This is a genomic window from Aeromonas sp. sif0611 (genome assembly GCF_019218845.1).
In the GTDB taxonomy this organism is placed as follows: domain Bacteria; phylum Pseudomonadota; class Gammaproteobacteria; order Enterobacterales; family Aeromonadaceae; genus Aeromonas; species Aeromonas media.
Map to the genome: position 1 here is coordinate 158,624 of NZ_JAHUWU010000004.1, position 22,410 is coordinate 181,033.

Below are 22,410 nucleotides of genomic sequence, written 5' to 3' on the forward strand. Positions count from 1 at the left end.
GCAATTGCCGGCTCTTTTCATTCAGCTTGTCCCGCCATCTGTCCCATCAAGGGTGCTGGATGATCAGGCTGTGCTGATCCAGCATGGATTGCAGGATGTCGTGAGAAGAGGAGCCGCTCAGGTTCCAGCCGTTCAGATCCACGCCTTTCAGGGTGATCTGCTGAGTCACCTGACCATCCCCCGCCGGGGAGACCGACAGGTTGATATCGCTCAGGCCCGCGCGGCCCGTGGTCACAGACGCAGAGAGGTGGCCCAGCAAGCCATCCACGCTGTTGTCGGTCACCCCCTTGAGCAAGTCCGCCAGATCTATCCTGTCCCCCTCCTCCGGGTGGAAGTCGGTGACGGTGTCGATGGCAGGCTGCGTCGCGGTTCCCTCATCGCCGCAGCCCCAAACGAAGCGATCGCTGCCGGCGCCGCCGCTCAGGATGTCATTGCCCTGGCCGCCCTGGATCACGTCATCTCCCAGACCACCCAGGATCCGATCACTGCCAGTGGAGCCGAACAGCCAGTCTCCCCGATCCGAGCCAACCAAGTCGTGGCCGCTCTGGCTGTGGATGGTGAGGGTCTCCTCGGCCGAGCTCAGGGTGCTGCCACCCGCACTCGACTCGGCGGTCAGGATCAGGCTGTGATCCCCGGCCGCCAGATCTTTCACATAGAGTGGGACCGAGTGTTCCATGGGCAGCAGCCAGTCGCCGTTGTTGTCGGCATGACCCACGCTCTGGCCGTGCTCGTCCACCACCTGAGCACCGCCCAGATTCTGGATCCGCACCGACAGCTCGCCCGGTGCCGGATTGACCACGCTGGCGCTCAGGTTGAGCGGCACCCAGGCCCCTTGCAGGGCGTGGATGTCGTGGGTGCCCAGACCGAGCTGGGGAGCGTCCGCCTCGGCGGTGACAGTGATGCCGACCTGGGTGGTATCGGTGAGCGCACCGCCCGCCCCGGTATTGCCCCGATCCGAGGTGGTGATGGTGAGGTTGTCCTCTCCCCAGAAGTCCTTGGCCGGCTCGTAGTGCAGATTGCCGTTGAGCAGGCTGTTGAGATCATCGAGCGACCCTACTAGGGTCATCTCGTTGCTGCCCGCCCCCTGCACCGAGACGGCGCCCGCTGCCCCGAGCAGGGTCAGTACGCCATGCTCGACCCGCAACACCATGGACATGGGCGCACTGCCCGCATCCACGTCCTTGACACTGATCCCGGAGAGGGACAGCGAACCATCTTCCTTCATCGCCATGGCGTCCGGCACCTGGTTGATCGGGGCGTCGTTGACCGGTTGCACCTCGATGGACAGCACATCGGTGTCACTCAGGGCGCCGCCACTGCCGGTGTTGCCCCTGTCGTTGGTCACCATGGTCAGGGCATCCTGACCGTTGAAGTCCTGCTCGCCCTGATAGGTCACCCCGCCAGAGAGCAGCGCATTGATGGCATCCTGGGAGCCGCTCAACACCAGGGAGCCGGTGCCATTGCCGGTCACTGTCACCCCGCTGCCGACCGGCAGGTTCAGGGTGCCGTGCAGTACGGACAGGGTCACCTCCATGGTGCTGCTGCCTGCATCCACATCGCTCACCTGCAGACCGTGAATGACGAAGGGTTGATCCTCCTGGGCCACCTGGGGCTCCCCTGGCAGCACGTTGACGGGGGCATCGTTGACCGGGCTCACATCCACCTGGATGCTGCCACCCACCTCGGGGCCAAGGGCACCATGATCCAGACTCTGGGCCGTCACCTTGATCTCCAGGGCGCCATTGGCGTCGTTGGTCACCAGCTCCACCGCATCGAGCCTGCCACCGTCCGTGGTCACTTGCCAGCGGCCGCCGCCCAAGTCCACCACAGTGCCGCTGACCCCGTTCGGCAGGCGGATTTCTGCCCCGTCCGGTACCCCTTCCAGGGTGACGCGCACCTGCTCGGGGCCATTTTCATGCACGTTGCCGGCACTGCCGCCGGTGGCCTGGGTATCCCGCGTCTCCAGCCCCAGGTTCAGGGTGATCACATCGCCCTCGGCGCCGCTCACCTTGCTTTCTATGTCGGCGATGATGACATCTCCCACCGGATTGACGGTCACGGTGAAGCCCGCACTGGTTTCAAGGGGCAGGGTCAGTCCCTTGTCCAGGGTAAACGCGCTCAGGGTCAGATCCACGGTGCCGCTGAAATCGGCAGGCGGGATCAGGGCCAGCCTGGTGAAATCGGTGCCCACCGGCACCTGCCACACCCCACCGCCGTTGTTGACCGCAGGGGCGGACAGGGTGAAGCCGTCCGGTACCCCCCGGATCTGCAGCCCCACTATCTGCTCGGAGCCGTCGGTGTCGATGAGGCTGGCCCCCAGCCCGCCAAGGCTGATGCTGCCATCCTCGTCGCCGCTCACGTTCTGCACCGTGAGCTGGGCCGGGTCGTTGACCGGCAGCACCTCGAAGCCCACCTGACCGCTCCAGCTCCCCCGATCCGTGCCCGTGGTGGCGGCGTCGAGAATATCCACCGTCACCGCCAGCGGCACCTTGCCGCTGAAGTGCTCCTTGGGTACGAACACCAGATCCTTGAGCGCCGCCGGGTCGTTTACCGTGAGGGTGAAGACAGGCTGGCCGTTCTTGTCGAGGAAGTGACCATATTGGGGATCCACGGTCACGACCACCCGCTCCACGGTCTCGAGACCGCCATTGGCCACCGAGGGGCTGATGTCCGCGAGCTTGACCGAGAGATCGAGGTGGATTTCGGTGTCTTCCAGATTGTCCGGCTGGCCGTCGCCGTTCACATCCTTCACGTTCAGTTGCAGCTCGGGCTGGCCGTCCGCCCCGCCGTTGATGTCCACCTCGGGGGTGATGGAGAGGCTGATATCCTTCTCCACCTGCTTGGTGTCACCACTCACGGTGTCGGTATTGACCAGGCGCACCTTGAAGCCCAGGCCGTCGCCGGCATAGTCGTCAGGCAGGGTCAGGGTCAGTTTGTCGAGATCATTGAGGCCGCCCGGCAGCTTGATCAGGTACTCGCCGTTGACGAAGTCATAGGTGAGCCCCTGCACGTTGACGCCGGGGGGCAAGCCGGTGATGACAATGCTGAGCTCGTCGTCCCCGATATCCGCCGTGCCCAGGGTCACCATGTCCTTGAACTGGCTGCCGAAGTTGACGCCCTGATCCTCCACCCCGGTGATGGGGGCGCTGTTGTCAAAATCGACATCGGCGGCCACCTGGCCCGAGTGGGTTGCCCCCTGGAAATCGGCACTCGCGGTCATCTCTCGATAGGCCGGCGCGCTCACATCCCCCTCGTTGTTGTCGCCAAGGTCGATCACCCTGGCGCTGACCTTGAAGATGACGGTGCCGGTGAAGCCGTCCGGGGAGCGCAGGGCATAGCTGCCGAGGGCATCGTGGGGAACGGTCCAGTTGCCCTGGCCATCGTGGATCCCGCCCACCACCACGAAGCCGGGGGGCAGATCGCTGATGACTAGGTAGTCGATGGTCTCGACGCTGCTGGGGTCCAGATCCTGGAACACAAAGACGCCGTCCAGCGGGATGTCGTGCCCATCCGGGCTGATCAGACCTCCCCCCTGCTGCACCAGGTTGCCATCGGGCTCCACCACGGCCTGGATATCCAGGTGCAGGGTGCCGTCGATCACCTTCTCGGCAACGGCGCCCGAATCCATGTCATGCTGGGTTACGGTCACATGGCTCTGGAGAGTGGTGTCCCGATCGCTGTCTTCCAGGCCCTTCACCAGCAGCTGGCCGCCGTTTAACAGGTTGTCGAGCTGGCTCGGGGTCAGATCCACGGCGCCGCCGGTGACCGTCAGCTGGGTATCCACTCCCCCGACCCGGATCCAGATCTCGTAACCCGGCGCTATGCCGGAAAGGCCGAGGTGCGTCACCTGCTCGGCGCCGTCGGTCAGGTCAGGCTGCCAGTCCAGCACGGTGAACTGATCCTCCAGGCCATGGCTGGTCTTGGCGTAGTCGGTGGCGTCGATGGCCGGCTCCACCTTGATGGTGAGGGGCACGTCGAAACTCTTGTGGTCGCCGTCATTCTCGGTCACCACCACGTGGCCGATGAGGTGAAGATCGGCGGTGCTGTTGAGGGGTGGCTGGATCTGCAGGTTGCCAAGGCTCGACACGTCGACCTGATAGAGGGGGTTGCCCTTGCCATCGAGACCGGCAAAGGTCAGGGTCAGCTCCTTGCCGTTGCCATCGAACACCCTGGCCCCTTCGGGCAGGCCTTCCAGCACCAGGTTCAGGGTTTCCGAGTGATCGAGCGGGGTATCCGTCCACTCCCCCGAGGTGAGCTTGAAGTCGAGCGGTGCCCGGCCATCCTCGGCGATGGTGATGCTGTAGCCATTGCCATCCTGGATCCAGTCGCTGGTATTGAGATCGAAGCGGGGCTCATCCACCACCCCGACCAGGTCCACGTGCAGGCTCTGGGAGCCGGTCTCCTTCTCATTCACCACTGTGTGGGTCTGACCATTGGCGTCGGTCAGGGTGGCGCTGTCCTTCACGACGCCCTTGATGGTGAGATCGAAGTCGACGTTGCTGTTCTTAGGCGGCTCGAGCTTGAGCTCACCGATGCGGTCATAGGGCACCTCGTAGTAGCCGTTGGCATCCAGAGTCACCGCCACGCCACCCAGCAGCAGGGTGGCCCCGGCGGGCAGGCCGCTGATGCGCACGAACAGCTGCTCCGAGCCGTCCGTGGTGTCGCCCAGATGGCTAAGGACTATCTTGCTGCCCAGATCGAGCAGGGTATCTTCCTTGCCCTGGATCTCGCGCACGGTGAGCTTGGCGTCATCCGCCTGCGGGTTGACGTTGATCACCAGCTCTATGCTGTCGCCGAGCGCCTTGTTCTGGCCGCTGACCACAGGGCTCTTCTCCGTGCTCACCGGCGTCACGGTGAGCCTGATGTCGCCGCTGTAGTCCTTGCCGGGGAGCACGGTGATCTTGTTGATATCCCCTGCCGTCACCGTGTAGAGGCCGTTGCTGCCCGGCTGGAGCACCTTGCCATTCAGCGTCAGGCTGCCCAGGCCGGACTCCCACTTGATCTGGTAGCTCAGGGTCTCGGAGCCGTCGGTATCCGTCAGGTTGGCCTGCACGTTGAGGGCGATGCCGTTGCTGTCCTCGTCCGTGCTGTAGTGCTGATGGGTGCTGCCCGCATCCCACAACGGCTTGTCGGCAATGCCCTGCACCGTGATGGCGAGATCGCCGGTCACGGCGGGCGGTGGCGTTCCCTCGGTCACCCCGACCTGCAGTTGCACCTGGAAGTGCAGCGGCTGCTTGTTGTTGCTCCAGCTGGACCAGTCATCCGCCGGCACGAAGGTGAGACCCTGGGTCTGGTAGTTGACGTTGTCCGTGCTCACCATGGCCGCCGGCGGCACGATGAACCACTTGCCATCGGCCGTGGTGGTGAGTGCCACCCCGTGGTAGTAGAAGGTACCGTGGGCGTTGGCCGGCGCCTGGATCAGCAGTTGATCCACGTGTTCGCCCCGGTCGAAATCGCCGATATCGAGGCGCATGTCGATGGCAATGCCATGGCCCGGATCCTGGGCTCCCTGATCTTCCTGCCCGGTGACCGCCTTCACGGTGAAACTCACCGCCTCATCTTGCAGATTGAGGGTCAGGGTGCTCTCGGCGATATCGCCGTCACCGTCGACTAACTGGGCGCTGATGACCTGGCTAAGGGAGGCGGCATCGTGATCGAAGCCGGGCCTCGGCGTGAAGCTGTAGTTGCCCCCCTGATCGATGGTCAGGGATCCCATCACCTGCTTGCCGTCCGGGCTCATCACATCCAGGGTCAGGCTGCCGTTGATGGCATGCTGCTGGCCGTTCACGGTGACCGAGGCAACTCTGGCGCCATCGGCCCCCTCGTTGGCGGGGGGCAGCAGATCGCCGCTCACGGCACTGCCGGTCTCGTTCAGGTGATGGGTCAGATGCGTGCCGATGGGCATGTCATCCTGCACCTTCACTTCCACCGTCACATTGGGGCTGCGATCCCCGTCAGAGTCGGTCACGAACAGCGGTATTTCGATACCCAGTTCATCCTTACCCTGGGCGCCGTGATCGAGCTGGCCCACCAAGTGGACGCTGTAGCTGCCATTGACGTCGAGATGGACCCAGAACACCGGCTTGCCACCCTCCGCACTCGCCAGATACCAGCCAGGGCTATGGGCCGCCAGGGTCACCTCTTTGCCACCCGAGGTGAGGTGATTCGCCTGATTGAAGGCCGCCACATCCAGCTCGAGGGAGGCCACCCTGTCCGAGCCGGCGCCTATGGTCACCTGGCCACCTGCCGTCTCCCCGTTCTCAGTGGGGGTGGTTCCCGGATGCTGGCTGCCGCTCGCATCCAGATCCGCCTCCTCGACCCGCACGGATTCTATGGCCGAGATCACGGGGTCAGCCGCATCGGTAATCACCGCCGTGGTGCTGCCGGTGATCACCGAGCCATCGCTGTCGGTCACCTTGACCGGCAGGGTCAGGGTGAGGCTGTCGCTCGCCCCGTGATCCAGGTTGGTGTGCACCTTCACCTGGTAGTCGAGGGTCGCGTCGGTATGGGCTTCGATACGGCCCGGCACGCTCGGCAGGGTGATGCTCAGCACCAGGGTGCCGCTCGCCGTGACCGCCTGAAAGCCGTGGCCGTTGCTGCCCGGCACCTCCTGCCAGGTCAGCGTCTCGCCGTTGTGGGTGATGGGGTTGCCGCTCCCATCCACCACTTGGCCAAAGAGGGTCAGCCGCACATCCACCACGGGATCGGAATCCGCCTTGATGGTCAGGGTGCCGCTGGCCTGCTGATCATCCGCGGTCTGGTTGGTGGCGGCGCCGTCGAAGCGACCTTCACTGAGCGTCACCCCGGTGAGGCTGAGGGTCGGGTTATCGCCCTCGACGAGGCTGACGTTGAGGGTGCCCGTGGTGCTGTCGTTGTTGCCGCTGCCCTTGTCGCTGTCGACGACATTGATCTTGAACGGCAGCTCGGTGGCACTGTCACCGCGCTGGTGAACCCCCTCGAACAGGGTCACCTTGTAGTCAAAACCATTGCTGGCGGCATTGTCGAGCTTGCCAGTGATTTCCACCTGCAGCACCTCGATGCGCTGGTCGTTGACCTCGACGTAACCCTTGAGGATCTGGTTGCCCGGGATGCTGGCGTCGCCGTCGACCAGCTCGTATTTCACCGGCTGGCCCAGGGCGGTCAGGGTTGGCTGCTGGCTGATGTCGGCAAACGATACCTCGCTCACCCGATCCGAGCCCGCATCGATCTGGAAGTGGCCGGTGCCGGTCAGGGGGTTGCTGCCATCGAGGTTGCCCTCATCCAGGCTCACCCCGCTGCCCGCCACGAAGACGGGCGCATTGCCGTCTTTGATGGTCAGCGGCAGCTGGGTGGAGACCCTGTCCCCGTCCTTGTCGGTCAGCGTCACATCGAGCGGCAGATTGAGGGACTCGCTCCCCTGGTGATCCAGCTCGCCGATCAAGGTGACCTTGGTTGCCAGACTCCAGTTGCCGTTGTTGTCCACCAGGCTCAGCTCGGCCCGCAGCACCTCGCGGCCGTCCGCGCTAGTCCCCACCAGATCCCCGTTGGCATCCAGGGTGAAGGTGACCTTGCTGCCGTGGCTGCTGTATTTGCCATCCAGGCTCTGCTGGATGGCTGCGATATCGAACTTGAGGCTGTCGGGGGCCAGGGCATCAGCCCCGTGGTTCACGGTGAAGCTCATATTGCCCACCACGGTTCCTGCGCCTTGATCGCCCTCGGTCAGGCTGGTGCCGGTCACGGCGCTGATCACCGGATTGGCGCCATCGCCGATGGCGACGCTCAGGGTGGAGGAGACTTTGTCTCCATCGGAATCGGTCAGGGTAAAGCCCGCCAAAAGCCGACTGTCTGCGCTGCCCTGATCCAGCGGCTGGTTCAGGGTGAAGACGTAGTGGCCGGCTTGATCCAGCGCCAGCGTGAAGACGTTCTGACCGTTGACGCTGCCGCTGATGCTGTTGCCGCTGACGCTGATGATCACGGGTGCGCCACCGCTGGTGAGGCCCTGCAGGCCCGGCTGGCTGGCATCGAATGCGATGTTGACCAGGGGGTCGGCGCCTGCGGTGATATTGAGATCGCCGCTGAGGGTCTGGGCCGTACTCCAGTCGCTGTCTTCCGTCAGGGTGAGGGAGACGGGATCGACCTGCGGCAAGGCGCCGTCGGTGATGGCGATATTGAGGGTGCCGAGCTTGCTCTTGTCACCGTCGAAATCGGTGCCCTGCACCTGCAGCCCCAGGTTGACGCTGTTGGTGCCCACCGGTTGATCCAGCACGCCGTCGAGCTGGACATGGTACTTTCCGTCCAGATCCAGGGTGACGGTCAGGATGGGTTTGTTACCCGCGTCCAGCAGGGTGATCTGGTTGCCGCTGACCTGGTAGTGGGTCGGCTGGCCGCCGCTGGTGAGGGTGCTGAGGCCGGGCTGATTAGCCTCGAAGTTGAGGGACACCAGGCGGTCGCTGCCCACATTGACCGGCAGCTGGCCGTCCAGGGACTGGCTTGAACCTCCTTCCTGCAAGGTGACACCGCTGTCGATGCCGAAGCTGGGATCCACGCCATCCTTGATGGCGATCTGAAGGTCGGCACGGGTCTCGTCGCCGTCTATCTCTCTGGCGGAGATGGAGAGGCCGAGGGAGAGCCGGTCGCTGCCCTGATGGTCGAGGGGCCCATTGAGAGATACGGTCACGGTGCCCTTGATGTCGCTGCCATGTTGACTGGCCGTCAGCTCGGCCTTCAATACCTCGACCCTGTTGCCGTTGCCATCGAGGTAATAGCCGGTGAGCAGACGGTCACCGCTGAATTCGAAGCTGAGCACATGGCCGTCGCTGCCAAGGCCGCTGCCATTGAGACGGGTGAGGGTCGCGGCCTGGTCGGCGAAGACGACGGAGTCCGCCAGCAGGGGATCGGACTGGTGCCCGATCAGGAACGGGCTCTGCCCCACCACGGCATCTGTGTTGTCAAAGCCATCCTCGGTGAGGGTGACGGGGGCGATGGTGAAGTCCGGCGGTGTGCTGTCCACCAGCTCGACGCTGAGGTTGGCGTGTACCAGATCCCCGTCGCTGTCGCGGTACTCCAGGGCAAAGGGCAGGCTCAGACTATCCTGGCCGTGATCCAGGCTCTGGTGCCAGACGATGCGATAGCTGCCGTCATTGGCCAGGGTCAAAGTGAAGACGGTGATACCCCCCGCGCTGGCACTGAGGGTCTGACCGCTGACCTGATAGTTCAGAGGCGAACCCTGACTGCTGAGGTTCATCTGCTCAATGGCGCTCTGATCGGCGCCGAAGCTCACCTGCAGGTTGCCGTCCATGCCGGCGCCGGTATGGAGAGAGCCGCTGGCAGTGACGGGTCCCTTGGCCAAGTCGGCCTCGGACAGGGTCAGCACGTCGCTCTGCCCGATGAGGGGAGCCCCGTCGATCACCCGGTTGCCCGCGAGATCCGTCACCTCGGCGCGCACCTCGTAGGGGCCTTCGATGCCGGAGAGATCCAGGCCGCTGAGTTGCCAGCGACCGTCGCTGCCCACCAGGGCGCTGCCGCTATGGAGGGTCTGGCCACTCTGGTCGATGAGGGTGATGGTGACGCGCTGGCCCGCCTCCACCTCGCTGGTGCTGCCGCTCAGGGTCACGTTGTCACGACCCAGGATGCTGCCGGTGTCGAGATCATCGATATCGATGGCGGCCCGGGTGTCGACGGTGACGGTCAGGGTGTCGCTGGCCCGGTTGCCGGCGATGTCGACCGAGTCGACCCGAAAATCATGGGCGCCGTCGGTCAGGGTATCGGGGATGGGGTATTGCCAGTTGCCGTTGCCATCCACGGTGAGCACGGCCAGCGCCTTGCCCTCCAGGCTCAGGGTGACGGTGGCGCCGGGCTCCCCCTTGCCCTGCAGCAGCGGCCTGGTGTCGCGGGTGAGATCGTCCACCTGACTGGCGCCGGTGTCGCTCTCGTCGCTGAGATCGAGGGTAATGGTGGTGATGGTGTCGAGCAGGGTCTGGCCGGTGTCGCTGGCCCGGTTGCCGGCCGCGTCCTGGGTATCGGCCTGGATACTGAGCGGGCCATCCACCAACTTGCCGGTGACGTCGCCGAAGTTGGCCTCCCAGACGAAGCCCGGCAGCACCACTGTGGTGGTGGTGAGGCGGTTGCCCTCCTGATCAATCAGGGTGACGGTCACCGTCTGGCCTACCTCGACGTCCTCGACGACGCCGCGAATGATGACGCCGGTCGCCTCGTCGCCGTTGATGATGTTGTCGGCGGTCTGGGGCTCGGTGATGGTGATGGCCGCCAGCAAATCCTGATCTTCCGAATAGAGCAGCTCTTCCCCTGGCAGGGCTCCCTGATGATCGGTATCAAAGCCAGCCTTCGCCAGGGTCGCATCATTGATGCGATCCACCACCACGAAGCCGCCGGCGCTGGAGCCGACCACACCACCCGCAGTACCGGCGGCCGCGTCACCGGCCGCGGTCTCCTCAAACAACTCGGTCGGGTCGGCACCCTGACGGATGGCCTCCTGCAGAGTGGCCAGCTCGGGATTCATGGCCCCGGCAGGACCCACTCCCCCCTGTTCGGGTTGGCTGGCATCGGGGGCCTCACCGGCAGGTTCAGCCAGCTCGAATCGCCCGTCGGATTCGGTGAGCAGGCGCATCCCCGGCTCCAGTTGCATGCCAGGGGTGGCACGGCGCAAGGTGCCGTCGGCATCCATCACAAACACGGCGCCCTCCACCTGAGTAACAAGAGTCGGTTTCTCGATTCGCAGCTCGGCCATATATCCTCCAACGGGTAAACACAGGCTTTCCCAGAGATGAAGCGTAAGGAAAACCACCGTGACAGGCGGACATTTTACCGCCACCCCGCCCATGCAACCCTTCGCCATTTTCGAAAATATCGAAAGTAAATGCCGCAAAACATCCTATTTAATTCAATTAAACGCTGCAAACCACGGAGGGAACCAAGATATAACGCTTTTTTCACGCCTCAGATGACAAACATGGCTCTTCTTCTCCCCGTTCATACGACAGCTTCTGACAGGCATCCATCCGTTCAGGGTTTACCACTATTTCACCAGGCGAACGTCAGACCCCCATCCCCATCACGAAAAAAGAATATATATTCACTTCTACTTGAAGCCTCTCCGCACCATAGGGGCTGACCCCCTACTCGCCCTCACCCAGACACGCCTCTTCCGCCCCGAGATGCTGGCTCGTCGCAGTGCGTCATCAAAGGATAAGGATGGGGATAACCGCTAGATTGGGCTCAATAATTCAACCTGGATCTCACTTTTTGCATTAGCCGTCCATGCCAATTGATCTAGCGCAACTCCCGGGGGGATAAATGATTATCCATTTTACCCATTTGGTATTATCTCCACGAGCAAGTGCATAAAAATCATTTTATATGCAGTCATAACAATTAATCAGCCTGCCATGCCCATCGACCATGGGCACAGATGTCCACGCACCAAGATGGAACGGTCAGGCTCGGCATGGACAATTTATCTGGGAGTGATGACCGTGGGTTCACACAACAAGCCATTTCGGCCGGGTCTGGCCGCCCTGCTGCTGACTGCCCTGCTGGGCGCCAGCATGCTGGCGCAGGCAGACGAGACAGCCCCCGAAGGCAAGATCGAGGCACGCAGCGAGCTGTTCGCCAAGGATCACGCCGATCAGTTCACCAGCTGGAAAGGCACCAGCGAGAGCCGCGAGCGTACCGACGCCCTGGCGGACGATCCGCAGATGGTGGTGCTCTGGGCCGGCTACCCCTTCTCCAAGGATTACAACAAGCCGCGCGGCCACTTCTATGCCCTGACCGATGTGCGGGAAACCCTGCGTACCGGCGCCCCCAAGACCGCCGAAGACGGTCCGCTGCCCATGGCCTGCTGGAGCTGCAAAGGCCCGGACGTGGCCCGCGTCATCGACGAAAAGGGTGAGGATGGCTACTTCAAGGGGATGTGGGCCAAGGGCGGCCCCGAGATCGTCAACACCATCGGCTGCGCCGACTGCCACGACACCGCCTCGAAAGAGTTCAAGGAGGGAAAACCGGCCCTGCACCTCTCCCGTCCCTATGCCGACCGCGCCATGACCGCCATTGACAAGCCCTTCAAGGAGCAGGGGCGCTTCGATCAGCAGTCCCAGGTGTGCGGCCAGTGCCACGTGGAGTACTACTTCAGCGGTCCCACCAAGGCGGTGAAATTCCCCTGGGACAAGGGCACGACTGTTGAGCAGATGGAACAGTATTACGATGAAATAGGCTTTGCCGACTGGACCCATGCCCTCTCCAAGACCCCCATGCTCAAAGCCCAGCACCCCGAATACGAGACCTGGCGCGCCGGCATTCACGGCCAGAACAACGTCGCCTGCGTCGACTGCCATATGCCCAAGGTGCAGAACGAGCAGGGCAAGGTCTACACCGATCACAAGGTGGGCAACCCCTTCGATCGCTTCGATCAGACCTGCCGCAACTGCCACACCCAGAGCAAGGAGATGCTGCAAGGCATAGTCCAGCAGCGCAAGGATGCGGTGACCGAGATCAAGCTCAAAGTCGAGAAGCAGCTGGTGCACGCCCACTTTGAAGCCAAGGCCGCCTGGGATGCCGGTGCCACCGAAGCCGAGATGAAGGACATTCAGCAGGACATCCGTCACGCTCAATGGCGCTGGGACTTCTCCATCGCCTCCCACGGGGTACAGATGCACGCCCCGGAAGTGGCGCTGCGCATGCTGGGCACCGCCCTGGACAAGGCCGCCGATGCCCGTACCAAGCTGGCACGCCTCTTGGCCGCCAAGGGGATCAGCCACGAGATCGCCATTCCTGACATCTCCAGCAAGGAGAAGGCCCAGGCCGCCCTTGGCATGGACATGAAACAGATGAATGCCGACAAGGCACAGTTCCTCAAGTCCACAGTCCCCGCCTGGGATGCCGAGGCCAAAGCGGCCGGACGGCTCGCACAATGACGAGATTTGCGGGCCCGCAATCGGATGGAGGCTTCCTATGGGTGATTTAACGATGGATTTCTTACGACTGATGCTGATGGCAGCCATGCTGCTGACCAGCCTGCAGGGCCAGGCCGCCGATGCGGCGAATGCCCCTGCGGCCCTCCCCGCCACACCTGTCTCTGCCACACACGAGGTGGAATTTTTGCGCAGCCCCGACAAGGCCTGCACCGACTGTCACAAGGAGCAGACCGAGGGGATGCACGGCAAGCACGGCCAGGCGACCAACCCCAACAACCTGGCGCCGGTCACCTGCACCAATTGCCACGGTCAGCCCTCCTCCCAGCACCGGGAAGGGGTCAAGGATGTGATGCGCTTCAGTGACAGCTTCAATGACAAGCAAAGCGCCCTGGCAGACAAGCAAAGCGGCTTGGCAGAGAAGCAGAGCACCGAGAGCTACCCCATCGCCGAGCAGAACGGGGTCTGCATGAGCTGTCACGAACCCAAAGTGCTGCGCGAGGCGCTCTGGGCCCACGACGTGCACGCCACCAAGCTCACCTGCACCAGCTGCCACCAGCTGCACCCGGCCAAGGAGCCCATGGCGGAAATCCCGGAAAAGTCCCGCATCAAGCTCTGCGTCGACTGCCACAGCAAGCAGCATCAAGCCAAGGTGGCCGGCCTGCCGAACAATGCAGGCAAGGAGGCACCATGAGCTGTTCTCGTCGTGACTTCATGGCGGGGATGAGCGCGGGAGCCCTCATCATGATGACGGGCCCGGTGCGCGCCGGCACGGCCATCCTCGCCCACAGCCAGACCATCAACGGGGTTCGCTATGGCATGCTCCATGACGAGACGGCCTGCATCGGCTGCACCGCCTGCATGGATGCCTGCCGGGAGGTGAACAAGGTGCCGGAAGGAGTCTCGCGCCTCGAGATCATCCGCACGGGCCCCATCGGAGAATTTCCCGATGCCGAGTACCACTTCTTTCGCAAGTCCTGCCAGCACTGCGACAACGCTCCCTGCGTGCACGTCTGCCCGACCGGTGCCTCCCATATCCGCAAGGAGGATGGCATCGTCGACGTGGACCCGGATCTCTGCGTCGGCTGCATGTACTGTCTCGCCGCCTGCCCCTATCAGGTGCGCTTTATCAACCCTGTGACCAAGGTTGCCGATAAGTGCGACTTTTGCCGCAAGACCAACCTGGCGGCGGGCAAGGAGCCGGCATGCGTGGAATCCTGCCCCACCAAGGCGCTGGTGTTCGGCAATCTGGATGACCCGGACAGCCCCATCGCCAAACGGCTGGTGAAGGAGACCACCTATCGCTACAAGCAGGCACTCGGCACCTCGCCCAAGATGTACCGCGTGCCCAAAGGGGAGATAAAGTCATGACGATGCAAGAGGCATTTCACTTCCCTTCCCTCGTGTGGGGATTTGTCCGATCGCCATCTACCGCAGTAACAGAAGGAGGAATGGATCATGTTGCATGACGCATTTCACTTCTCCTCCCTCGTGTGGGACTGGCCGATCGCCATCTATCTCTTTCTGCTCGGCATCTCCGCCGGGGCCACCACCCTCTCGGTGCTGTTGCGCCGCAAGGGGGCCGGCAGCGAGAGCGGCATTATCAAGGCGACCGCCATCCTGGCACCGGTGAGCGTGGTGCTGGGGTTACTGATCCTCATCTTCCACTTGGCCCGCCCCTGGACCTTCTGGAAGCTGATGTTCCACTACCAGTTCGACTCCGTGATGTCGATGGGGGTTATGCTGTTCCAGGTCTACATGGCGGTGCTGTTCGCCTGGCTGGCGGTGGTGTTTCGGGCCGAGATCGAGACCTTGCGCCGTCACCTGCTGCAAGAGAAGTTCGCCTTTGTGGATAGCCTCATTGGCTGGCTTGCCCGCATCGAGCGGCTGCTGGCGCCGCTCTTGCTGCTGCTCGCCGTGCTGTTGGGGGCCTACACCGGCTTTCTGCTGTCGGCGCTCAAGACCTATCCGCTCTTGAACAACCCGGTGCTGCCGGTGCTGTTCCTCATCTCTGGCGTCAGCTCCGGCATCGCCTCCACCATCTTGCTGGCGGTCACCCTGTTCAAGGAGAACCATCACAGCCAGGGGGTGAGCTTTGTCCACCGCTTCGAGCGGCCGGTGCTGGCGGTGGAGGTGTTGCTGCTGGTCTGTTTCTTTACCGGCCTCTACTTCGGTGGCGGCCAGAAGGAGGCAGCCATGTGGGCCGCTATCGGTAGCGGCTTCTGGGCTCAGGTGTTCTGGCTCGGGGTGGTGGGCATCGGCATGCTGCTGCCCCAGTTGCTGGCCCTGCTGGCTCCCGCGCCGCTGCGGGCCAAAAACGGCTATCTGGTGCTGGTCTGCAGCCTGACCCTGGTAGGGATCCTGCTGCTGCGCTACTTCGTGCTCTATGCCGGCCAGATGACAGTCGTATAACGGTATGATCACCAGCGCCAGCCACCTTCGGGTGACTGGCGCTTATTTGTTGCGATGAGTTGTTGCCAAGAATGTGAATGTTATCCCCCAGCGCCGGTACGGTGCAGACGCTGCGGCATAACATAGACGAATGATTGACTGGAGGTTGTGTGCTGGCGGAGCTCGGCTATCTCTCACTGTTGCTGGCGACCGGGCTCGCCCTGCTGCAAGGGCTGCTGCCCTGGCTGGGGCTGCGGCTCGCCTCACGCCCGCTGCTGGGCTGCGCAACACCGCTGGCCCTCCTGGTCGCGCTCCTGCTGTTGGCCGCCCTGCTGCTGCTCGCCAGCTGTTTTGGCCAGGATGACTTTACCCTGGTCTATGTGGCCCAGCACGCCAACAGCGCCCTGCCCCTTGGCTTCAAGCTGGCAGCCGTGTGGGGCGGCCACGAAGGCTCCATGCTCTTTTTCGTCTTTGCGCTGGGGCTGTGGGGCGCCCTGGTGGCCCTCTGCTCCAGGCGGGTCGATCCGCTGATCCGCACCCGGGTATTGGCCATCATGGGGCTGATCGTCGGGCTGTTCGGCCTCTATACCTTGATCTTCTCCAGCCCGTTTGACCGCCAGTTCCCGGGGGCGCTGGAGGGGCGCGATCTCAATCCCATGCTGCAGGATATAGGCCTCATCATCCACCCGCCCCTGCTCTATCTCGGTTACGTCGGCTTTGCGGTCAACTTCGCCTTCGCCATGGCGGCGCTGCACTCGGGGCGACTTGATGGCGCCGTGGCCCACTGGAGCCGCCCCTGGGCGCTCGGCTCCTGGGTGTTTCTCACCGCCGGCATCGTGCTGGGTTCCTGGTGGGCCTATTACGAGCTCGGCTGGGGTGGCTGGTGGTTCTGGGATCCGGTGGAGAATGCCTCCCTCTTACCCTGGCTGCTTGGCACCGCCCTGCTGCACGCCCTGGTGGTGTGCGAGAAGCGCGGCGCTTACGGCCACGCCGTGCTGCTGCTCTCCATCTTTACCTTTTCACTGAGCCTGCTCGGCACCTTCGTGGTGCGCTCCGGGGTACTCACCTCGGTGCACGCCTTTGCGGTTGACCCCAGCCGCGGCCTCACCCTCTTGTTGTTGCTCGGTTTGCTCTTGACCTGCGCCCTCACCCTGTTTGCCCTGCGGGCGGACATTCGCGCCCCCTATGCCCGCTTTGGCTTGCTGTCAAAAGAGGGGCTGCTCGGTGCCACCATCCTGCTGCTCAGCGTGGCCTGCGCCAGCGTGCTGCTCGGCACCTTCTACCCCATGGTGTTCCAGTCGCTCCATCTGGGCTCGCTCTCGGTGGGCGCCCCCTATTTCAATACCATCTTCGTGCCGCTGGCCCTCTGTCTGATGGCGCTGATGACCCAGCTGCCGCGCCTGCGCTGGCAGCATCTGGCAGCCCAGCGCCGCATCAAGGTGCTGCTCCCATGCCTGTTCGGCCTGCTGGGGGGTACCTTGCTGAGCCTCGCCTATCCCGAGCCGCTGCGGGGCGGCTGGCTGGGGCTCGCGGCCAACGTGCTGAGCCTCTGGCTGATGGCCAGCCTGCTGCTCCCGCTCTTACAACCGACGTTGCTGCGTGAGCTCACCCTCAATCGGTTCGGCAGCCTGCTGGCCCACCTCGGGGTGGCGGTGTGCGCCCTCGGCATTGCGCAGGTGAGTCACCACAGCCAGGAGGGGGGCGCCGTACTCGCCGCAGGCCAACCCTATCACCTCGGCGCCTTCGAGTTTCGCTATGAGGGGAGCGAGCCTTTCATCGGCCCCAACTACACCGCCGAGCGCACCACTCTCAGCGTGCATCAGGACGGTAAAGAGGTGGCACGGCTGACGCCGGAGCGGCGCCACTACAGCGTGCGCACCATGAACATGAACGAGCCCGGGATCAAGTGGGGAATGCTCGGTGATCTCTACGTGGTACTTGGCGAGAAGATGGGGCCCGGCGCCTATGCCATGCGGCTGCACTACAAGCCGCTGGTGCGCTGGATCTGGCTCGGTGGCCTGTTGATGATGGCGGGTGGCACCCTTCGCCTGCTCGCCCGCCGGCCGCTGCTGGCACCTAGCCGCAGCCCGGTACGCTCTTCGCCTCGCCCTCGGCTTGAACAGGAGTCCTTATGAACGCCCGTCTGCGCCTGTTCGTGCCGCTCGTGCTCGCCCTGGGGCTCGGTGCCCTGCTCTGGCTCGGCCTTGGCAACAATCCCTACAGCCAGGATGAGGCCGTCGCAGGGCGCACCCTGCCCGCCTGGCAGAGTGACGATCTGCTTGGCGGCGCCCCTATCCACACCGCGGCGCTCAAGGGGGAGCCCTTCGTGCTCAACGTCTGGGCCAGCTGGTGCCCCAACTGCCGCGCCGAGCATCCGCTGCTGGGTGATCTGGCCAGCGCCGTGCCCCTCTATGGCCTCAACTACCGGGACAAGGGAGATGCCGCCCGCGCCTGGCTCACGCAGGCGGGTAACCCCTATCGCGCCGTGCTGGCCGACCCCGACGGCCAACTCGCACTGGAGCTCGGCGTCTACGGCACGCCGGAGACCTATCTCTTCGCCGGCGACGGCACCCTGCTGACTCGTCATACCGGCCTGCTCACCCGGGAGATCTGGCAGCGCCAGTTTGCCCCCCTGCTTGCCGAGGCCCGCAGTAACACCGCCAGTCAGCCCGAAGTGGATATGCAAGTGCAGGAGAACAAGCCATGAGCCGTCTCGGCCACGCCCTGATCGCGCCGCTCTTGCTGGCATTGAGCCTCGGGGCCCTTGCCAGCGGGGTCGACACCTATGAGTTTCGCCACCCCGAGCGGCAGACCCGCGCTCAGGAATTGGCCCGCGCCCTGCGCTGCCCCCAGTGCCAGAACCAGAACCTGGTGGAGTCCAACTCCCCCATCGCCCGGGATCTGCGGCTCGAGGTCTACCGCTGGGTGGACGAGGGGCAGTCTGATGAGCAGGTGATTGCCCGCATGACAGAGCGCTTCGGCGATTTCGTGCGCTACGATCCCGCCTTCAAGAGCAGCACGGCGCTGCTGTGGGGCGGCCCCGCCCTCTTGCTGCTGCTGGCGCTCAATCGCCTGCGCAGGAGCCTGCATCGCCGGCAACCGGCGCGGGTGCCGCTTGTCGGCGACAGAGCCGAGGGGGCGATCGCCCACGACCCCAGGGCCGAGCTGAATCGGCTGATCATGGCCGAGCAGCAAGCGGGGCTTGCCCCTCACAGCCGCCTCTACCGGGAGCTGGAGCTGGCCCGCCTCGCCAACGCCACCCCAACCGCCGAGCAAACTCTGCGCGATCGGCTGGTAAGGGATTGCACCGTCCGCCCGCAGTTTAGGCTGCAGTCATGGATACTACTTGGGGCCCTGCTGCTGGCACTGATTGCCGGCATTTATGCCGGCACCGGCCGCTATCAGGCGTGGCAGGCTTATCAGTCGCGCCCCGATCCGCTGGCGGGATTGAGCCCACGGGATCTGCAGGACAAGGAGCTGGGCGCCCTGCACCAGCGCCTGCAAGCCAACCCCGCCGATCTCGACGGCTGGGCGGCGCTCGGCCAGCTCTATCTCTATCGGGACGAGTACGACAACGCCCTGCTCGCCTACCAGCGCCTAGCCCTGCAAGAAGGGGGCGCCAGCGCGGCGACCCAGGCCGCCCAGGCCACCGTGCTCTACTACCAGGCAGGCCAGCAGCTCACCCCGGAGGCGCAGCGCCTGCTGGGTAGCGCACTCAAGCAGGACAAGGGTGAGGTGAGCGCCCTGATGCTGCTCGCCTCCGATCACTTCCTGCACGGCCGCTACTCCCAGGCCATCGCCCTCTGGCAGCAGTTGCTCGACAGCGAGCGCCCCCGCATCAACCGGGCCGCGCTGATCGAGGCGATCCAGACAGCCCGCATGATGGGGGGCTGAGTCGGCCCCGACAGCTGCAAAAACGGTGCCCCCTTTTCCCTGCGCTGACGCCGTTTCCCCCGTCCTCAGGGTCATTAATGGCGTTTTCGACGGGGCAATGCTTCCTGAGGTGCGAAAAGAGTCGTCAGCACGGCCATCACCGGCTTATAGTGCGCACCGTGTCGGGAGCACAACGGACCTAGGCCGGTCCGTCATGACTCCCCTGGGTGCGCCCATAGCCCCAACGCGGGTTATTTCAAGGTGCGCCAACCCATAAAATTGAAATATCGGGCCCACGGACGTTGTGAAGCGTCAATTACCGTCATATAACTTAGCCAAATGTCCCTGTCTGTCGTAGTAGAGCCAAACCATGAACCTTCGCCCTTTTCTTCCCCTGCTGCTCGGCGCCTTCCTCCTTCCCGCCAGCATGGAAAGCGCCCATGCCAACCCGTTTTCTGCGACCTCTTCCTCCACCAACAGCCTGCTAGAGCCCCGTACCAATCTCGCCCTGAGATCCGATGCCTACGTGGTCGCCAACCCGAAAACCGGCGAGATCCTGGCCGAACGCAACGCCAACCGGGTGATGTCCATCGCCTCCATCACCAAGCTGATGACGGCGCTGGTGGTGCTGGACGGCAACCAGCGCCTCAACGAGACCCTCACCGTCACCATGGACGACGTGGACAGACTCAAGGGCACGGGCTCGCGCCTCGCGGTGGGCTCGCGCCTGAGCCGCGCCGACATGCTGCACATTGCCCTGATGTCGTCGGAGAACCGCGCCGCCTCGGCATTGGGACGGCACTACCCGGGGGGTCGCAAGGCCTTTATCGAGGCGATGAATGCCAAGGCCCGCATGCTCGGCATGTGGAGCACCCATTTCGCCGACAGTACAGGTCTCAACCCGCGCAACGTCTCCACCGCCCACGACCTCGCCAAACTGGCCGCCGCAGCGTCCACCTACCCGCTGATCCGCCAATACACCTCCTCCGAACAGCGCCTGGTACGCAACGGCAAGCGCCAGCTGCACTATCTCAACTCCAACCGCCTGGTCCGGGAGGGCGAATGGCCCATCCTGGTCTCCAAGACCGGCTACATCCGCGAGGCAGGTCGCTGCCTGGTCATGGGAACTCGGGTCAACAATGAGCCCGTGGTCATGGTGCTGCTCCACGCCAACACCACCAATGAGCGGGTGGCCGATGCCAGAAAGATCAAGAGCTGGCTGGAAACCTCGGGCCGCATGACCCTGACCGCCCAGTCCACGCCCCCCGCCAAGTTGTTCAGCAACCAGTAACGGCCACAGAAGACCCCCGCACCGACAGGTGCGGCGGGGGCCTTCTCATTGCGCCTCTCCCTTGACGCAATCCGGAACGCCCCCTTTCCCATCGCACTGTGATCCCATCCTGACTGAGCTTCGTTATGCAGGCAGAGATCGGCCAACCCAGTGAACGAGGCGGAACATGCACCGCAAACCCCATCTACCCGAGAAAGTCTGCCCCGTCTGCCTGCGCCCGTTCGCCTGGCGGCGCAAGTGGGCGCGCTGCTGGCACGAGGTGCGCTATTGCAGCGAGCGTTGCCGCCGTCATCAGGGAGAGTCGGTCTGATGGAGCTGCGGCTCATCCTCGGCGATCAGCTGAACGCCGGCCACAGCTGGTTTCGCACCCCGGATCCGGCTGTCTGCTACCTGCTGGCAGAGCTGCGCCAGGAGACGGACTACTGCCGCCACCATCGCCAGAAGGTGCTCGCCTTCTTTGCCGCCATGCGCGCCTTCGCGGCGGCCCTTGGCAAGGCCGGTCACCGGGTCTGTTACCTGACCCTGGACGAGAGCGCCCCCTGGCCCGACCTGCCCAGCTTGCTGGAGGCCCAGCTCGAAGCACATCAAGCCGACAGCTTTGCCTGGCAGAGCCCGGACGAGTGGCGCCTCGCCAGCCAGTTGAAAAGCTGGGCGGCTGGCCTTGCCATCCCTGCCACTGAGGTAGATAGCGAACATTTTCTCACCCCCCGCGATGGTTGGCAGCACTACCCCCACGGCCGGATGGAGTTCTTCTACCGCGCCCTGAGAAAACAATACGGGGTGCTGCTGGATGAAGGCGGCCAACCCCTTGGCGGGCGCTGGAACTTCGATGCCGAGAATCGCGCCAGACTGCCGGACAACCAACCCATCCCGGCGCCCCTCACCTTTGCCAACGAGGTGAGCGAGATCGACGCCATGCTGACTCGTCACGGGGTCAGCACCATTGGCCATGCCGATGCCAGCGCCTTGCCCTGGCCGGTCACCCGGCGCCAGAGCCGCGTACTGCTCGAGCACTTTCTGGTGCACTGCCTGCCCCACTTCGGCCGCTATCAAGATGCCCTGAGTGAGCGGGGCTGGAGCCTGTTTCACAGCCGCTTGTCATTTTCGCTCAACAGCAAGATGCTCCACCCCCTCGAGGTGATCCGCGCCGCCGAGTCCCGTTGGCGGGCCAACCAGGCCACCATTTCGCTCTCTCAGGTGGAGGGCTTCATTCGCCAGATCCTCGGCTGGCGCGAGTTTGTCCGCGCCCTCTACTGGGAGCAGATGCCCGCCTATGGCCGCGTCAATTTCCTGGGTGCCGACCGCCCCCTGCCCGGCTTCTTCTGGAGCGGTGAAACCAGAATGGCGTGCATGCGCCACGCCATCCGCCAGTCCCTCGAGCACGGCTACGCCCACCACATCCAGCGGCTGATGGTGACCGGCAACTTTGCCCTGCTGGCGGGGATAGATCCGGACGAGGTGGACGCCTGGTATCTCGGCATCTACGTGGATGCCATCGAGTGGGTGGAGCTGCCCAACACCCGCGGCATGAGCCAGTTCGCCGACGGCGGCCTGATGGGCAGCAAGCCCTACGCCAGCAGCGGTGCCTATCTGGCGCGCATGGGCCACTACTGCAAGGGGTGTCATTATGAGGTGAAGGCCCGCAGCGGTCCGGACAGCTGCCCGTTCAACAGCCTCTACTGGCACTTTTTATGGCGCCATCGGGACAAGCTGGGAGCCAATCCCCGCCTCGCCCTCCCCTATGCCAACTGGGACGACCAACCCGAGGCGCAGCGGCAGGCCATGCTGGCGACGGCGGAGCACCATCTGCTCCACCTGGAGCGCCTCTGAGGTGGCAGGATTTCATGCCAACACTAGAGAAAATCACAACATTGAGAGCCAGTTAACAAAATGTAAACAGCGATAACCACCAATGACATCGACACCAGTTGAATATCCTGTGGCGGCTGA

At 63.9% G+C, this 22,410-nt stretch carries 11 protein-coding genes; 10 read left to right on the plus strand and 1 reads right to left on the minus strand.

Going from position 1 to position 22,410, the window contains the following annotated elements; translation table 11 throughout:
* Positions 1-46: 46 nt before the first annotated feature.
* Positions 47-10,726 carry a retention module-containing protein gene (locus tag KW824_RS11870; protein ID WP_218409889.1) on the minus strand — a complete coding sequence of 3,560 codons (10,680 nt, stop codon included), beginning with the start codon at positions 10,724-10,726 and terminating at the stop codon, positions 47-49.
* A 739-nt stretch (positions 10,727-11,465) separates the two neighbouring features.
* Between KW824_RS11870 and nrfA the strand changes: the two genes are divergently transcribed.
* The 10 genes from nrfA (at position 11,466) to KW824_RS11920 (ending at position 22,290) form a co-directional block, all read left to right on the plus strand.
* Positions 11,466-12,908: an ammonia-forming nitrite reductase cytochrome c552 subunit gene (nrfA, locus tag KW824_RS11875; protein ID WP_218409890.1), complete on the plus strand. Its 1,443-nt coding sequence runs from the start codon at positions 11,466-11,468 to the stop codon at positions 12,906-12,908.
* Between the two features lie 37 nt (positions 12,909-12,945).
* Positions 12,946-13,599: a cytochrome c nitrite reductase pentaheme subunit gene (gene nrfB / locus KW824_RS11880; protein WP_218409891.1), complete on the plus strand. Its 654-nt coding sequence runs from the start codon at positions 12,946-12,948 to the stop codon at positions 13,597-13,599.
* Positions 13,596-14,276 (plus strand): cytochrome c nitrite reductase Fe-S protein, encoded by a 681-nt coding sequence (gene nrfC, locus KW824_RS11885; protein WP_043129821.1) that lies wholly within the window; start codon positions 13,596-13,598, stop codon positions 14,274-14,276. Before nrfB ends, nrfC begins: the two co-directional genes overlap by 4 nt.
* Positions 14,277-14,363: 87 nt before the next feature.
* Complete coding sequence (nrfD, locus tag KW824_RS11890; protein WP_218409892.1) at positions 14,364-15,317, plus strand: cytochrome c nitrite reductase subunit NrfD; 954 nt, start codon at positions 14,364-14,366, stop codon at positions 15,315-15,317.
* 149 nt (positions 15,318-15,466) lie between these two features.
* The gene (nrfE, locus tag KW824_RS11895) at positions 15,467-17,431 is read left to right on the plus strand and encodes a heme lyase NrfEFG subunit NrfE (RefSeq protein WP_218409893.1); all 1,965 of its coding nucleotides are present in this window, start codon (positions 15,467-15,469) and stop codon (positions 17,429-17,431) included.
* Positions 17,428-18,003: a DsbE family thiol:disulfide interchange protein gene (locus tag KW824_RS11900; RefSeq protein WP_218409894.1), complete on the plus strand. Its 576-nt coding sequence runs from the start codon at positions 17,428-17,430 to the stop codon at positions 18,001-18,003. The genes nrfE and KW824_RS11900 overlap by 4 nt, the downstream gene beginning before the upstream one ends.
* Positions 18,000-19,190, plus strand: coding sequence for a heme lyase NrfEFG subunit NrfF (gene nrfF, locus KW824_RS11905; protein WP_218409895.1), 1,191 nt, complete (start codon positions 18,000-18,002; stop codon positions 19,188-19,190). The genes KW824_RS11900 and nrfF overlap by 4 nt, the downstream gene beginning before the upstream one ends.
* A 349-nt stretch (positions 19,191-19,539) precedes the next feature.
* The gene (locus tag KW824_RS11910) at positions 19,540-20,460 is read left to right on the plus strand and encodes a serine hydrolase (protein ID WP_005327904.1); all 921 of its coding nucleotides are present in this window, start codon (positions 19,540-19,542) and stop codon (positions 20,458-20,460) included.
* Positions 20,461-20,626: 166 nt separating this feature from the next.
* Positions 20,627-20,770 (plus strand): DUF2256 domain-containing protein, encoded by a 144-nt coding sequence (locus KW824_RS11915; RefSeq protein WP_081934443.1) that lies wholly within the window; start codon positions 20,627-20,629, stop codon positions 20,768-20,770.
* Positions 20,770-22,290 carry a cryptochrome/photolyase family protein gene (locus tag KW824_RS11920; RefSeq protein ID WP_218409896.1) on the plus strand — a complete coding sequence of 507 codons (1,521 nt, stop codon included), beginning with the start codon at positions 20,770-20,772 and terminating at the stop codon, positions 22,288-22,290. The genes KW824_RS11915 and KW824_RS11920 overlap by 1 nt, the downstream gene beginning before the upstream one ends.
* The last annotated feature ends 120 nt before the right edge of the window (positions 22,291-22,410 follow it).

Coding starts and splice junctions, on each gene's coding strand:
- KW824_RS11870 (WP_218409889.1), bottom strand. CDS start 10,726: ATGGCCGAGCTGCGAATCGAGAAACCGACTCTTGTTACTCAGGTGGAG.
- nrfA (WP_218409890.1), top strand. CDS start 11,466: ATGACCGTGGGTTCACACAACAAGCCATTTCGGCCGGGTCTGGCCGCC.
- nrfB (WP_218409891.1), top strand. CDS start 12,946: ATGGGTGATTTAACGATGGATTTCTTACGACTGATGCTGATGGCAGCC.
- nrfC (WP_043129821.1), top strand. CDS start 13,596: ATGAGCTGTTCTCGTCGTGACTTCATGGCGGGGATGAGCGCGGGAGCC.
- nrfD (WP_218409892.1), top strand. CDS start 14,364: ATGTTGCATGACGCATTTCACTTCTCCTCCCTCGTGTGGGACTGGCCG.
- KW824_RS11900 (WP_218409894.1), top strand. CDS start 17,428: ATGAACGCCCGTCTGCGCCTGTTCGTGCCGCTCGTGCTCGCCCTGGGG.
- nrfF (WP_218409895.1), top strand. CDS start 18,000: ATGAGCCGTCTCGGCCACGCCCTGATCGCGCCGCTCTTGCTGGCATTG.
- KW824_RS11910 (WP_005327904.1), top strand. CDS start 19,540: ATGAACCTTCGCCCTTTTCTTCCCCTGCTGCTCGGCGCCTTCCTCCTT.
- KW824_RS11915 (WP_081934443.1), top strand. CDS start 20,627: ATGCACCGCAAACCCCATCTACCCGAGAAAGTCTGCCCCGTCTGCCTG.
- KW824_RS11920 (WP_218409896.1), top strand. CDS start 20,770: ATGGAGCTGCGGCTCATCCTCGGCGATCAGCTGAACGCCGGCCACAGC.